The organism is Variovorax boronicumulans, assembly GCF_019352895.1.
Taxonomy (GTDB): Bacteria; Pseudomonadota; Gammaproteobacteria; order Burkholderiales; family Burkholderiaceae_C; genus Variovorax; species Variovorax boronicumulans_A.
This window is the reverse complement of sequence record NZ_JAAAFX010000007.1, coordinates 208550-223215: the sequence shown is the minus strand read 5'-3', so window position 1 is coordinate 223215 and position 14666 is coordinate 208550. Positions and strand designations below refer to the sequence as shown.

At 69.0% G+C, this 14666-nt stretch carries 12 protein-coding genes, 1 tRNA gene and 1 riboswitch; of the genes, 9 read left to right on the top strand and 4 right to left on the bottom strand.

Annotated elements, in window-relative coordinates; translation table 11 throughout:
* Positions 1-7: 7 nt before the first annotated feature.
* Both K0H49_RS15990 and K0H49_RS15985 read right to left on the bottom strand, forming a co-directional pair.
* Complete coding sequence (locus tag K0H49_RS15990; RefSeq protein ID WP_219214396.1) at positions 8-1366, bottom strand: chloride channel protein; 1359 nt, start codon at positions 1364-1366, stop codon at positions 8-10.
* A gap of 215 nt (positions 1367-1581) precedes the next feature.
* Positions 1582-2577: a Bug family tripartite tricarboxylate transporter substrate binding protein gene (locus tag K0H49_RS15985; RefSeq protein ID WP_219214393.1), complete on the bottom strand. Its 996-nt coding sequence runs from the start codon at positions 2575-2577 to the stop codon at positions 1582-1584.
* A gap of 195 nt (positions 2578-2772) precedes the next feature.
* Between K0H49_RS15985 and K0H49_RS15980 the strand changes: the two genes are divergently transcribed.
* From K0H49_RS15980 to K0H49_RS15970, 3 genes are all read left to right on the top strand, one after another.
* Positions 2773-4566: an IlvD/Edd family dehydratase gene (locus tag K0H49_RS15980; protein WP_219214390.1), complete on the top strand. Its 1794-nt coding sequence runs from the start codon at positions 2773-2775 to the stop codon at positions 4564-4566.
* A gap of 78 nt (positions 4567-4644) precedes the next feature.
* Complete coding sequence (locus K0H49_RS15975; RefSeq protein WP_219214387.1) at positions 4645-5349, top strand: GntR family transcriptional regulator; 705 nt, start codon at positions 4645-4647, stop codon at positions 5347-5349.
* 161 nt (positions 5350-5510) lie between these two features.
* A riboswitch (TPP riboswitch) is annotated at positions 5511-5613 on the top strand.
* 94 nt (positions 5614-5707) lie between these two features.
* Positions 5708-7063, top strand: coding sequence for a purine-cytosine permease family protein (locus K0H49_RS15970; RefSeq protein WP_219214384.1), 1356 nt, complete (start codon positions 5708-5710; stop codon positions 7061-7063).
* Here K0H49_RS15970 and thiD read toward each other — a convergent pair.
* Positions 7002-7874: a bifunctional hydroxymethylpyrimidine kinase/phosphomethylpyrimidine kinase gene (gene thiD, locus K0H49_RS15965; RefSeq protein WP_219214381.1), complete on the bottom strand. Its 873-nt coding sequence runs from the start codon at positions 7872-7874 to the stop codon at positions 7002-7004. The genes K0H49_RS15970 and thiD overlap by 62 nt on opposite strands.
* A gap of 47 nt (positions 7875-7921) precedes the next feature.
* On the opposite strand from thiD, the gene K0H49_RS15960 reads away from it, so the two are divergent.
* The 6 genes from K0H49_RS15960 (at position 7922) to K0H49_RS15935 (ending at position 13303) form a co-directional block, all read left to right on the top strand.
* Positions 7922-9013 (top strand): FAD-dependent oxidoreductase, encoded by a 1092-nt coding sequence (locus K0H49_RS15960; RefSeq protein ID WP_219214379.1) that lies wholly within the window; start codon positions 7922-7924, stop codon positions 9011-9013.
* Positions 9010-9207, top strand: a complete 198-nt coding sequence (gene thiS / locus K0H49_RS15955) for a sulfur carrier protein ThiS (RefSeq protein WP_219214378.1) — start codon at positions 9010-9012, stop codon at positions 9205-9207. The genes K0H49_RS15960 and thiS overlap by 4 nt, the downstream gene beginning before the upstream one ends.
* A gap of 4 nt (positions 9208-9211) precedes the next feature.
* Complete coding sequence (locus K0H49_RS15950) at positions 9212-10030, top strand: thiazole synthase (protein ID WP_219214376.1); 819 nt, start codon at positions 9212-9214, stop codon at positions 10028-10030.
* Between the two features lie 4 nt (positions 10031-10034).
* Entirely contained in the window at positions 10035-10958 is a 924-nt protein-coding gene (locus K0H49_RS15945) for a thiamine phosphate synthase (protein WP_219214374.1), read from the top strand.
* 37 nt (positions 10959-10995) lie between these two features.
* On the top strand, positions 10996-13146 hold the full coding sequence (locus K0H49_RS15940) for a TonB-dependent siderophore receptor (RefSeq protein ID WP_219214371.1): 2151 nt from the start codon (positions 10996-10998) through the stop codon (positions 13144-13146).
* 81 nt (positions 13147-13227) lie between these two features.
* A tRNA-Asn gene (locus K0H49_RS15935) sits at positions 13228-13303 on the top strand.
* A 390-nt stretch (positions 13304-13693) separates the two neighbouring features.
* On the opposite strand, the gene K0H49_RS15930 is transcribed toward K0H49_RS15935, so the two are convergent.
* On the bottom strand, positions 13694-14653 hold the full coding sequence (locus tag K0H49_RS15930) for a quinone oxidoreductase family protein (RefSeq protein WP_219214369.1): 960 nt from the start codon (positions 14651-14653) through the stop codon (positions 13694-13696).
* Between the last annotated feature and the right edge of the window lie 13 nt (positions 14654-14666).

The following is a 14666-nucleotide window of genomic DNA, read 5'->3' as shown; positions in this document are numbered from 1 at the left end:
AATCCGTCTACGACGGCGTCGGGGCCGACGCGCTTCGCCGGGCCTGCGGATGCACGGACGCCATGGCGCGGCCGACCATGTGTTCGGCCAGCGTGTCGTACAAGGGGCGGCTGATCATGCGCGAGACCAGGCTGGCCAGCATGGCCGCGGCCATCAGGCTCAGCACCATGGCATGGCCGTCGACCATCTCCATCACGATGATGAAGGCGGTGAGCGGCGCCTGCGTCACCGCCGCCAGGAAGCCGGCCATGCCCATGGCGATCAGCGCCGGCCCCAGCTCGCCGCTGCTCAGGCGCGCCACGGCATCGCCGATGCCCGCACCGATCGACAGCGAGGGCGCGAAGATGCCGCCCGGCACGCCGCACCAGGCCGTGAGCCAGGTGGCCACAAACTTGAGCACCGTGTACAGCGGCGTCAGCGCATCGCTTCCTTGCAGCATCTGCTTGACCGCCTCGGACCCCGCACCGAAGGTGACGCCGCCCGTCACCAGGCCGATCACGGCCACCGCCAGCCCGCCCACGGCCGCGAAGCGCACCGGGAAGCGCGCGCGCCACCGGCCGAGGCGGCCCGGCGCGCCGGTGAGCGAGGCGATCAGCAGCCGGGCGAACAGGCCGCCGGCCGCACCGCTCAGCAGCGTGACCAACAGACCCGGCCCGAGCGCATCCCAGCCCAGGCGCGGCACATGGATCACGCCGAAGTAGCTCACATTGCCGAAGGCCGACACCGCCACCAGGCCGGCCAGCACGATGGCCGTGATGATCAGGCCGCTGGAGCGCGCCTCGAGCCGGCCCGACAGTTCCTCGATCGCGAACACCACGCCCGCCAGCGGCGCATTGAAGGCCGCCGCGATGCCGGCCGCGCCGCCGGCCACCAGCAGCGCCCGGCCATCGATGGTGGTGTTGGGCGAGAGCCAGCGGCGCGCGTGCTGCATGACACCGGCCGCCACCTGCACCGACGGACCCTCGCGCCCGATCGACAGGCCGGCGGCAAAGCCCGCCACGCCCAGGCCGATCTTGGCCACCGTGAGCCGCAGCGATGCGAACATCGAACGCCGTTCCTCGGGCAAGGCCGGATGGAGCGCCGCCTTGACCTGCGGAATGCCCGAGCCGCCCGCGCCGGGAAAGAAGCGCAGCGTGGCCCAGACGATGCCGGCCGTGATCAGCGGCGTGGTCAGCAGCACGGCCCAGGGCCAGGCGCGGTAGAAGCGGTGGAATGCACCGAAGACCCAGTCGCTGGCGAAGGTGAAGCCCACCACGAAGAGGCCGGCCGCAATGGCATAGCCCAGCACGATGGCGCGGTCGAGCCACACGCGGCCGCCACGCAACTCGGCGCGCAGATGTTCAAGGAAATCCGGCTCTCGGTTCATCGGGGCAGTGTACGCACGCCCCCTTCATCGCGGCCCAGCCGCTCATTCGATCTTGAAGACGAACGCCTGCGTGGCCAGGATCTCCGCGGCGCCGGTGGCCTGGCATTCGTACTTCATCGCGTCGGATTGCCCGTGCCTGGGGTTCACGGCGTGCGGCTGGATCGGGATCGCGATGATCAGCGGCGCCAGCCTCTCGTCAGCTGCGCACGCGCGGATCAATCCGCCTTGATGCCGGCGTCCTTGATGACCTTCGACCAGCGTGCGACCTCGGCCTGGATCTGCAGACGCGTCTCAGCAGGGGTGGTGTAGACCGGTGCGGCGCCTTGCGCGAGCAGCGAATCCCGCACTTCCTTCTTGTCCATGGCCTCTTTCAGCGCGGCGCTGAGCTTGGCCAGGATCGGCTCGGGCAGACCCGCAGGTCCCAGCACCCCGAACATCGACGTCACCTCGACCCCCTCCAGGCCCGCTTCGGCCACCGTGGGCACATCGGGAATCGCGGCTTGGCGCGTGGCAGTGGTCACCGCCAACGCGCGCAGCTTGCCGCCCTTGATGAAGGCCTGGGTGGCCGGCAGGGTGTCGAATACGACATCCACCTGGCCGCCCATCAGGTCGTTCAGTGCCGGTGGGCTGCCCTTGTAGGGGACGTGCGTGATCTGGACATCCGCCTGCCGCTTGAACAGTTCGGCCGCCAGGTGCTGCGGCGATCCGTTGCCGGACGAGCCGTAGTTCAGCCCACCCGGCTTGCTCCGGGCGAGCGAGATGAATTCCTTGAGCGTGCTGGCCTTCACCGAAGGGCCGACCACCACGACCAGCGGCACGCGGCCCACGACCGAAATCGGCGTGAAGCTGTTGTCCATGTCGAAGCCGGCCGTGGCGGGCTGCAGCACGCTGTTGATCGAATGGCTGGTCAAGGCGCCGAGGAGCAGCGTGTAGCCGTCGGGCTTCTCCCTGGCCACGGATGCGGCGCCCAGGTTCCCCGCGGCGCCCGCCCGGTTGTCCACGACGACAGGTTGGCCCAAGGCCTTGGCCAGTTGTAAGCCCACCACCCGTCCGATCACGTCCGTGGCACCCCCTGCGGTGTAGGGCACCACCAGCTTGATCGGGCGGTCGGGATAGGTCTGCGCCATGGCAGGCAACGCAGCAACCGTGAGCAGGCTGCTCAGCGCAAGCATCGCGCCACGGCGATGCATCGAGGGTTGGGACAGGGGCATGGGTCGGGTCACGGAAGCCTTCGGTTCTGGGATGGAAAAAAACGGGGTCTGGCGAAGGCCAGACTGGGCGCGACTATAGGCAATATAATTATTGATAATCTAGGCAATAACCCTGTTCAGGATTCGAGCGCGTGCTCTTAACCTGCAGCGCTCCCCGCACGAACGCGTTCACAACCTCCCTCTCCAAGCGCACACATGACCGACGCCCACAAGCCTGCAGCCGACGCCGCTGCCAGCCACGACATTGCCCCCGCGGATGCCGCCCAGGGGATCTCCAAAGGCCTGACGAACTACGGCGACCGTGGCTTCTCCCTCTTCTTGCGCAAGGCCTTCATCAAGGGCGCGGGCTACACCGACTCGGCGCTGGATCGACCGGTGGTCGGCATCGTCAACACCGGCAGTGCCTACAACCCCTGCCACGGCAACGCACCGCAGCTGATCGAGGCGGTCAAGCGCGGGGTCATGCTGGCTGGCGGCCTGCCGATGGACTTCCCGACCATCTCGATCCACGAGAGCTTTTCAGCGCCCACCAGCATGTATCTGCGCAACCTGATGTCGATGGACACGGAGGAAATGATCCGGGCGCAGCCGATGGATTCCGTGGTGCTCATCGGAGGCTGCGACAAGACCGTGCCGGCCCAGCTGATGGGTGCGGCATCCGCCGGCTTGCCTGCCATCCAGTTGATCACCGGCTCGATGCTCACCGGTTCGCACCGCAGCCAGCGAGTGGGCGCGTGCACGGATTGCCGGCGCTACTGGGGCAAGTTCCGCGCCGAAGAAATCGACGCGGAAGAGATTGCGGATGTGAACAACCAGCTGGTGGCCAGCGTGGGCACCTGCTCGGTCATGGGCACGGCCAGCACCATGGCCTGCATTGCGGAAGCGCTCGGCATGACCGTGCCCGGCGGCGCTTCGCCGCCCGCTGTGACGGCCGACCGCATCCGTGTGGCGGAGCGGACCGGCACCGAGGCCGTCCGCATCGCGCGCGAGCGGCTGACCATCGACAAGATCCTCACGCCCGCCGCCTTCGAGAACGCCATGCGCGTGCTCCTGGCCATCGGGGGCTCGACCAATGGCATCGTCCACCTGGCGGCCATCGCAGGTCGCATGGGCCTGGACATCGACCTCAAGGCGCTGGACCACATGGGCCGGGACACGCCCGTGCTGCTGGACCTGAAGCCCTCGGGCGATCACTACATGGAGGACTTCCACCATGCAGGCGGGATGGCGACGCTGTTCCGTGAGCTCAAGCCCCTGCTCAACCTCGACGCGTTGACAGTGACAGGCCGGACGCTCGGCGAGGAGATCGACGCCGCCGGCCCCGGCTTCGCGCAGACCGTGGTGCGCACGCGGGACAACCCCATCTATCCGCAGGGCGGCATTGCCGTCCTGCAAGGCAACCTGGCACCGGGCGGCGCCATCATCAAGCAGTCCGCCGCCCATCCCAAGCTGATGGAGCACGAAGGCCGCGCGGTGGTGTTCGAGAACGCGCAGGACCTCGCCAATCGCATCGACAGCGATGACCTGGATGTGACGGCCGACGACATCCTGGTGCTCAAGAACATCGGTCCCAAGGGGGCGCCCGGCATGCCGGAAGCGGGCTACATCCCGATTCCGCTCAAGCTCGCTCGCGCGGGCGTCAAGGACATCGTCCGGATCTCCGACGGCCGCATGAGCGGCACCGCCTTCGGCACGATCGTGCTCCATGTGACGCCGGAGTCGGCCGTCGGCGGCCCGCTGGCCTATGTCCGCAACGGTGATCGCATCACGCTGTCGGTGGCTCGACGGGAACTGACGCTGCATGTGTCGGACGCGGACCTGGCCCAGCGCGCCGTGGAAACGCCGGTCGTCGTTCCCACCGCGGACCGCGGCTACCGCAAGCTCTTCCTCACGACCGTGACGCAAGCCGACCAGGGCGTGGACTTCGATTTCCTGCGGGCCGCGCAGATGCATGGCAAGGTGCCGCGCTCCGGATCGGAGCCTGGCTGAGGGACGGATCGGCAACAATGGCAGGCGCCCCTCCTGTTTGATCGAGCGTCGGGCGTTTGCCCTACCGCCTCCCAACCCATGTCGTTGCCAGCCACCGTGTCCCCCTCCTCCAGTTTCCAGGGCCTCGATGCCGCCATCAACCCCGCCGATGCCTTGGCGTCCATGATCGCGGCCCTGGAAGAGGATGTGGTTTTCGGCCGGCTTCACCCGCGCGAGCGGCTGGTCGAAGACGAGTTGATGGAGCGCTTCCAGGTCAAGCGGCATGTGACGCGCGATGCCCTGGCGGCACTGGATCGCATGGGCCTGATCGAGCGTCGAAAGAACGTCGGCGCGGTGGTCCGGTCCTTCACCGCCCAGGAGGTTCGGGAGCTGTACGAGCTTCGCGGCCTGCTCGAGACCGAAGCGGCCCGGCGCGTCGTCATGCCCGTGCCGCCCGAGCGGCTGGACCGCCTGATCGCGATCCAGCGGCAACACGATGCGGCGGTCGCCGCGGGCGACGCCCGCACCGTGTTCCGGGTCAACCTCGCCTTTCACCAGGCGTTGTTCAGCCTGGGCAGCAGCGAAACGCTGCGCAAGGCGATCGACGAATACGCCCGACAGACCCATCCCATTCGGTTCGCGTCGCTGGTGTCTGCCGACTACCGCGAACAGGCCCGCCAGGATCACTGGAAGATGATCGAAGCGCTGCGTGCCGGGGATCGAGAGGCATTGGTTGCCTTGTGCGACGCGCACCTTTTGCCGTCGCGCGACGCGTACCTCAGCGCGCAACGACATCGCTTCTAGCCTGTTCGGGTGGCCGTGCTTCGGCGGCAGCAGGACGACCGATGCCGAGGTCCGCGCCAACCCATCGCGCTTGTGCAGCCGAGCCGCTCAAGGACTGCCTTGGGCCGGGTTCTTCCGTACGCAACCGGAGCCGCGGCGCCCGTGGAACAACGCCTAGAATGGCGGCTCGCTAGGGGTGTTGCGTCGGCTTGCCGACACGACTGAGAAAGTCCCTTTGAACCTGATTGAGGTAATCCTCGCGCAGGGAAGCCGGTCCGAAAACCGTCACGTCGTCACGCCCGCTCCTTCGAGTCCAGGTGCGTGCCATGCGCATTCGGGCCACGCCCACCTGCCAAAGAATTTGCACTGGAGCAAATGAATGGCAACGACTTCGACGACGACCTCTTCCGCCCCGCGGCGCGCCGTGCCTGGCGGCAACGAGGCGCTCACGCCCCTGCCCCTGTCCAGCCGCGTTTTCGGCTGGCACGACAATGCGGCGCTGTGGTTCAGCCTGGGCGTGGGCCTGCTGGTAATGCAGATCGGCGCCTACCTGGTGCCGGCCGTGGGCACGCGCGACGCAACGGTCGCGATCCTCGTGGGCTCGTGCCTCGGCGCGGCGCTGCTCGCCTGGACCGCGCGGCTGGGCTGCGAGAGCGGCCTCGCGAGCGCAGGGCTGATGCACGCGACCTACGGCAGCGCTTTCGCGCGGCTGCCGGTGCTGCTCAACATCGTGCAGCTGATCGGCTGGACCACCTTTGAACTCGTGGTGATGCGCGAAGGCACGCAGGCACTCGCGCAGCGCGCCTTCGGCCTCGATGCCGGCGGCCTGCTCGGCACGGCGCTGACCACGCTGCTCTGGGGCGGCGTGCTGCTGGCCCTGCTGGCCGGTTCGATGGTGACGCTGGTGCGCCGCTTCGTGAGCCGCTTCGGCCTGCCGCTGGTGGTGCTCTCGCTGCTGTGGCTGACCTGGCAGTTCGCGTCGCAGCTCCATGCCAGGGGCTTCGACGCCTTCTGGTCGCGCCCCGGCAACGGCAGCATGGGCATGTTCGGCGCGCTCGACCTGGTGATCGCGATGCCGGTGTCGTGGCTGCCGCTGGTGGCCGACTACGCACGGCACGGCCGGCGCGCGGGCCGCGGCCTGGGCGGCGCCTTCGGCGGCACCTGGCTGGGCTACGGCATCGCCAACGTCTGGTGCTATGCGCTGGGCGTGATGGTGGTCAGCGTGGCCGAGCCGGGCACCAACCTCGTGACCGCGCTGCTGCTCGCCCAGGGCGGCCTGCTCGCGCTCGGCCTGATCCTGATCGACGAACTGGACAACGCCTATGGCGACGTCTACTCGGGCTCGGTGTCGGCGCACAGCCTGCGCCCGCGCTGGAGCGTGCGGCGCTGGGGCCTGGTGCTGGCGGCCGTGTGCATCGCCTTTGCGCTGGTGCTGCCGATGCACACGCTCGAGCCCTTCCTGCTGATGCTGAGCTCGGTCTTCGTGCCGCTCTACGGCGTGATCCTGGGCCGGCTGGGCACGGGTGCATCGATCGCCACCACGCGCCGCATCGACCCGGTCGCGGCCGGGCTGTGGCTCGCGGGCATCGCGCTGTACCACGGCTGCGCGGCCTGGGCGCCGCAGTGGGGTTCGGCGCTGCCCACGCTGGCGTTGAGCTTCGTGCTGGCCTGGCTCACGCGGCCGCGGTCGCCCGCGCAAAGCGATGGGTCGGCACTGGTGCGAAGCCATGGTTGAGCGGGCCATGCCCCTCGCCCACCCCCACGTCGACACCGGCCGCCATGGCGCCGAGCACGTAGGCGCGCGAGCGCGCCACGGCCTCGGGCAACGCATGGCCCAGCGCCAGGTGCGCGGCGATGGCCGACGACAGCGTGCAGCCGGTGCCGTGCAGGTTGCGGCTGGCGATGCGCGCAGCGGCGTAGCGATGGCGTGCGCCGCCCTGCTGCAGCAGCACGTCGACCACCTCGTCGCCCGGCAGGTGGCCGCCCTTGAGCAGCACGGCGCGCGCGCCGAGCGCCAGCAGTTCGTCGCTCGCGGCGTCGAGCGCACCGATGCCGTCGATCGCATGGCCGATCAGCAACGCGGCCTCGTCGAGGTTGGGCGTCACGACCACCGCGCGCGGGAACAGCTCGCGCACCAGCACCTCGCTGGTGGCGGGTGCGATCAGGCGGTCGCCGCTGGTGGCGATCATCACGGGGTCGAGCACCACGTTGGGCAGCTTGTAGTGGTCGATGGCCCAGGCCACCACCTCGACCACTTCGGGCGCGTGCAGCATGCCCAGCTTGACCGCGTCGACGCCGATGTCCTCGACCACGGCCTGGATCTGCGCCTTGAGGAATGCCGGCGGCACGCCGTGGATGCCGCGCACCCCCCGCGTGTTCTGCGCGGTGAGCGCGGTGATGGCGGTCATGCCGTAGCAGCCCAGCGCCGCAAAGGTCTTGAGGTCGGCCTGGATGCCGGCGCCGCCGCCGCTGTCGGAGCCCGCGATGGAAAGCACGCGGGCGTAGCGCAACGTCGGCTGCGGCGCGGAAGTCGGTGGGTTTGTCATGCTGAAAATTATGGGCGATGGTGGCGCTGCACCGTCGAATCGATCCGATGAAAACACTGCCTTTCGATGCCGCAAGCGTCCTCGGCGCCGGCCTGATGGGCCGGCTGATGGCGCTCGCCCTGGCACGCGCCGGTTGCCAGGTTGCACTGTTCGACGCCGGCGGCCCGGAGGCCGATGGCGCCGCCGCGCGCGTGGCGGCCGCCATGCTCGCGCCCCTGGCCGAGTCGGCCATCGCGCCGCTGTCGGTGGTGCGCATGGGCCACCACGCACTGGGCCGTTGGCCGGCGCTGCTGGCCTCGCTGGCCACGCCGGTCTTCTTCCAGCGCGAAGGCACGCTGGTGCTGTGGCACCGGCAGGACGCGGCCGAGGCCACGCGCCTCGCACGGGTGCTCGAGCGCACCGGGGCGCAAGTGCCGGAGCTGCCGGCCATGCAGCGCGTCGACGCGGCCGGCATCGCCGCGCTCGAGCCCGCGCTCGGCACGCGCTTCGCGCAGGGCCTGTTCCTGCCGGAAGAAGGCCAGCTCGACAACCGCGCACTGCTGACCGCGCTGCGAGTCGAACTCGAGGCGCTGCCGAACGTGCAACTGCACTGGCATGCCCCCAGGGCACCCGGCGACTTCACACCGGGCGCGCACGAGCGCGTGATCGATTGCCGCGGCCTGGGCGCCCGCCCGCAATGGCCCGCGCTGCGCGGCGTGCGCGGCGAGGTGATCCGCGTGCATGCGCCCGAGGTGGGCCTGACACGGCCGACCCGGCTGGTGCACCCGCGCTATCCGCTGTACATCGCGCCCAAGCCCGGGGGCGTGTTCGTGATCGGTGCGACCGAGATCGAATCGAGCGACATGTCGCCCGCCAGCGTGCGCTCCACGCTCGAACTGCTGAGCGCGGCCTATGCGGTGCACAGCGGTTTCGGCGAAGCCCGCATTCTCGAGATCGCCACCCAGTGCCGCCCGACGCTGCCCGACAACCTGCCCGCCTTTCGCCACCCCACGTCGCGCGTGCTACAGATCAACGGTCTCTACAGGCACGGTTTCATGCTTGCCCCGGCGATACTCGACATGGCGATGGAATGGCTGGCCGACGGCCGTTCCGCGCTGGCGGAACGCCTTGGCCTCACGACGACGGAGACCCCCGCATGAACGTCCTGATCAACGACATCCCGCACGCGCTGAGCGCGCCGGCCACGGTGGCCGATGCGCTCCGCGCCATGAACGCCGTCCCGCCCTTCGCGGTCGCGGTCAACCGTGCCTTCGTGCCACGTTCGGCCTACGCCGCCCACCCCCTCCAGGACGACGACCGCATCGAGGTCATCCGCCCTGTCACCGGAGGCTGACGCCATGAGCCCCTCGATATCCGACGATCCCCTGGTCCTGTACGGCCAGACCTTCCACAGCCGCCTGCTGCTGGGCACGGCGCGCTATCCCTCGCCCGACGTGCTCGCAGCCGCGGTCGCGCGCGCGCGGCCCGCGATGCTCACCGCCTCGCTGCGCCGGCAGACCGCGGCGCAGGCACCCGGCGCCACCGACGACCACGGCTTCTGGGCCCTGCTGCGGCGGCTCGGCGTGCCGGTGCTGCCCAACACCGCCGGCTGCCACGGCGTGCAGGAGGTCATCGCCACCGCGCAGATGGCGCGCGAGCTGTTCGACACGCCCTGGATCAAGCTCGAGCTGATCGGCGACGACTACACGCTGCAGCCCGACACGCTGAACCTGGTCGAAGCGGCCTCCTACCTGATCCGCGACGGCTTCCAGGTGCTGCCCTACTGCACCGAGGACCTGGTGCTGTGCCAGCGGCTGGTCGACGTGGGCTGCCAGGCCGTGATGCCCTGGGCCGCACCCATCGGCACCGGCCGCGGGCCCGTCAACCCCTATGCGCTGCAGCTGCTGCGCGAGCGGCTCGACGTGCCCCTGCTGGTCGATGCCGGCCTGGGCCTGCCCTCGCATGCCTGCCAGGTGATGGAGTGGGGCTACGACGGCGTGCTGCTCAACACCGCGGTGGCACTCGCGCAAGACCCGGTCGCGATGGCCGGTGCCTTTGCCGATGCCGTGCAGGCCGGCCGCGCGGCGCACCGGGCCGGTGCCATGGCCGCGCAGAACGCGGCCCAACCCAGCACGCCGGTTCTCGGCACGCCCTTCTGGCACCACGAGGCGCAATGAACACATGAACCACGACGACACCCCTGCCCCAGCCACCGTCGCGACCTGCAGCGAACGCCTCGGCAATGCCGCGTTTGACACCCCCGCCGATGTCCATGGCGCGGAACACGCCTACCGCACCGCCAGGCAGAACTGCCTCAGGCTCGGCTTCATCGAGGTCGATGCCGAATGCCTGGCCCGCGCCTGGCAGGCCCAGACCGTGCGCACCGGACACTTCGACGACCAGGCCTGGCCCGAAGCGCCCGAAGACTTCGGCATGTCGCCCCTGCCGCCCGCACGGCGCGCCGATGCCTTCGCCCCCTGCCCCGAGCGGCTCGGTCTCTACGCCGTGCTGCCCGACGCCGCGTGGGTCGGCCGCATGGCGCGCGCGGGCGTGCCCACCGTGCAACTGCGCTTCAAGTCCGACGACGCGGCCGCCATCGCGGCCGAGACCCGCGCCGCCGTGGCCGCAGTGCAGGACACCGACGCGCTGCTGTTCATCAACGACCACTGGCAGGCCGCGATCGATGCCGGCGCCTATGGCGTGCACCTGGGCCAGGAAGACCTGGATGCGCTCGCGCCCGAACACCTGCAACGCATCCGCAGCGCGGGCCTGCGCCTGGGCGTGAGCACGCACGGCTATGCCGAGATGGTGCGCGCCGATGCCGTGAGCCCCAGCTACATCGCGATGGGCGCGGTGTTCCCGACCACGCTCAAGAAGATGGCCACTGCACCCCAGGGCCTGGCCCGGCTGGGCGCCTATGCGCGCCTGCTGCGCGGCCAGTCGCTGGTGGCCATCGGCGGCATCGATGCCGAGCGGCTGCCCGACGTGCTGGGCACCGGCGTGGGCTCGGTCGCGATGGTGCGCGCGCTGATCGCCGCCGACGACCCCGAAGCCACCGCCGCGGAACTGACCGCAGCGGTTGCGGCCGGCGCCAGCCTTCACTGAAATCCCCCTCACTTTTTCCAGACTGCTCCCTGCTTCCATGTCCGTCGCTCGCTCTCCTGCCTTCTCTCCCCTCGCCCTGGCCGTCACCGCCGCACTGCTCTCGATGGCCGCCGCCGCACAGGCGCAGCAGGAAGCCACGCTGGCCCCCGTCACCATCGACGCACGCAGCGCCCCGCCGCAGGCCGACATCGCCGGCTTCGGCGACCTGCCGTTGAAGGAGGTGCCGCTGTCGGCCACCATCGTCGACAGCCGGCAACTGCAGGCCAGCGGCGCACGCCGGCTGGCCGACCTCACGCAGTTCGACGCCTCGGTCACCGACGCCTACAACTCGGCCGGCTACTGGGACTACCTCACGGTGCGCGGCTTCGTGCTGGACAACCGCTTCAACTACCGGCGCGAGGGCCTGCCGATCAGCGCCGAGACCGCGATCGCGCTCGACAACAAGGAGCGCGTCGAGATCCTGCGCGGCACCAGCGGCATCCAGGCCGGCACCAGCGCGCCGGGCGGGCTGGTCAACTACGTGGTGAAGCGGCCCACAGAGAACGACCTGCGCGAAGTGCGCGCCGAAGTCTCGGGCCGCGGCAGCGTGCTGGGCGCGGTCGACCTGGGCGGGCGCTTCGGTGCCGAGCGCCAGTTCGGCTACCGGCTCAACGTGGCGGCCGAAGACCTGAAGCCCCGCACCTTCGCGCTCGACGGCCAGCGCCACATGGCTTCGCTGGCGGCCGACTGGCGCGTCACGCGCGACTCGCTGATCGAGGCCGAGATCGAATACAGCAAGAAGACGCAGCCCAGCCAGAACGGCTTCAGCCTGCTCGGCAACACGCTGCCCGCGCCGATGGACCCGCGCATCAACATCAACAACCAGCCCTGGTCGCAGCCCTCGGTCTTCGAAGGGCTCACCGGCACGCTGCGCTTCACGCAGGCCATCAATGCCGACTGGCGCTGGAGCGCGCAGATCGGCCAGCAGCGCCTCAAGAGCGACGACCGCCTGGCCTATGCCTTCGGCTGCAGCGCCGAAGGCAACTACGACCGCTACTGTTCCGACGGTACCTTCGACCTCTACGACTTCCGCAGCGAGAACGAGCGCCGCACGCAGACCGCGGGCAGCCTCAACCTCAAGGGCCAGGCCATGACCGGCAGCGTGCGGCACGACCTGTCGATCGGCCTGCTCGCGAGCCGCGTGCGCAACCGCTTCCAGGACCAGACCAACACTTTCCTCGGCACGCCCGGCAACATCTGGGGCACGGCCGTGGTGCCGCTGGAACCGGCGGTCTACGACCCCAACACCAACCGCGACGAGCGTTCGACCGAGCTCTCGCTGCAGGATGCGATCCGATGGAACACGCGGCTCACCACCTGGGTCGGCCTGCGCCACACCCGGCTCGACCGCGACAGCGTGCGCACCGACGGCTCGCGCCCGACCGGCTACAAGGACGGCATCACCACGCCCTGGGTCGCCATCAGCTATGCGCTGCAGCCGGGCCTGATGGCCTACGCGAGCTGGGGCGAAGGCGTCGAATCGCAGATCGTGCCGAACAAGGCCTCGCAATACGCCAATGCGGGCGAAGCGCTGCCGGCGCTGGTCTCCAGGCAATGGGAGGTCGGCTTCAAGGGCGGCCAGGAGAACTTCAATTGGCAGGCCGCGTGGTTCGACATCTCGCGACCCATGAGCAACATCGACGCCTGCAGCAACGCCGGTGCCGACTGCATCGGCCGCAACGACGGCAAGGCCGTGCACCGCGGCCTCGAGCTCAGCGCCGAAGGCCGCACCGGCCCGTGGCGCCTGGGCGGCAGCCTGACCCTGATCGATGCCAAGCGCGAGGGCAGCGAGTTCTCGCCTGCGATCAACGGCCAGCGTCCCACCAACGTGCCCAGGCAGGTGCTGCGTGCGCAGGCCGCCTATCGCATCGCGGCCGTGCCGGGGCTCGAGGTGCAAGGCCTGCTCTCGCATGAAGGCCGGCGCAACGTGCTGCCCGACGGGTCGATCACCCTGCCCGCCTGGACGCGCGTCGATGCGGCCCTGCGCTACGACACGCGCATGGGCGGCGTGGCCACGCGCTGGACCTTGGGCATCGAGAACATCGCCGACAAGCGCTACTGGAAGGAGTCGCCCTACCAGTACGGCCACGTCTACCTGTTCCCGGGTGCGCCGCGCACGCTGCGCCTGGGGGCGAACGTCACGCTGTGAGTCGTCGCCTCAGCCCGAAACGACATCACGAAGCTCCGTTTTTTGGAGAGCCCAAAAATCACGCTATAATCTAAGGCTTGTTCCTCGATAGCTCAGTTGGTAGAGCGCCGGACTGTTAATCCGTAGGTCCCTGGTTCGAGCCCAGGTCGAGGAGCCACTACAAGCCGCAAGGCCTCTGGAGAGCCCGCTATCTAAACGATAGCGGGCTTTTTTTTACCCAAGCGTTTCGTGAAGTCCTGTCACGATTCATGTCACGATCCAGCGAAGGCTGAAATTGTCTGCGCAGAACAACAATCAGGACCGCGCAAACCAATCTCACCCTTGTCGATGCCCTGCTGCGACAAGCCGTGGCTCGAAGATGTGGGCGTGAACAAAGTCGCAGCTCCTGGAGCGTTCGTGCCGCCGAGCTCGGCTGCGACAACTTTGCCTGCTGGTGGTGCGACTTGATCCAGTTTGATCGGGTCGCAACGCGACAACGCCCGGCAAAACGCATCGGCAGCGCGTCGCGCCGCATTCGCCCGCAGCGGTAACACCGACCGAACGTGCGTCACGGCTTCATGACGGTGCGGCCAAGCGGCTTGGCCGTCTCTGCGAATTGGTGCGCCGCGGCAGCTTCGGCCAAGGGGAACGTTCGCTCGATGACGGCCCGGATACGGCCGGTGGCGACAGCTTGTAGCAGGTCGTCTACGCTCGACCGAACAGTCGGCCTTTCGAAAAGAGGTCCCATGAACACGCCCAGAAGTGTCTGGTTGGACTGCATGGGTGGCCAAAGGTCGACGGTGAGGCTGCCACCGCCCGCATTGCCAACGAAGACGAGTCGTCCTTCCGGAGCGAGGGCGGCAAGCGACGCTGGCAGCGTCGTCCCTACTGGATCGATGACGACGTCGGCACCGACTCCGCCAGTGATCTGCAGGACGGCATCAAGGACGTTACTCGTCGCTCGATCGACGACATGGTCGGCGCCGAGTTCCATCAACCGATCGCTTCGTTGCGTGCCGCTTGTCACGGCGATGACCGTCGCGCCGGCTTGTGCCGCGAGCTGAACGGCAGCGAGACCCACGCCGCCGGCAGCGGCCTGGACGAGAACGGTTTCTCCCGGCCGGAGCGCGCCTCGCGTGAACAAGCAATGATGCGCGGTTCCAAAAGAGATTGGCAACACCGCCGCATCCGCCGCATCCACCCCATCTGGAATGAGCCACGTGCGACCCGCAGGCACCGCCCAGCGCTCCGCATGCGATCCCTGCATGTCAAAAGCTGCGACTCGATCCCCGACCTTACGGCTGCGAACGTTCGATCCGACTGCGATGACCGTGCCCGAGGCTGCGTAGCCGACGACCCAGCGAGGACGCGGTGGCGGTGTTGAGCGACGGTTGATCAGATCGCCCCCCTCGATCGAGATCGCCTCGACGGAAACCAGAACGTCGTCAGGCCCTGTCATTGGACTGGGGACGTCCCCATACTTCAAGACGCCGGGAGCACCTGCCGCGTCATAAACTGCTGCTTTCACAATTTCTCCTTTC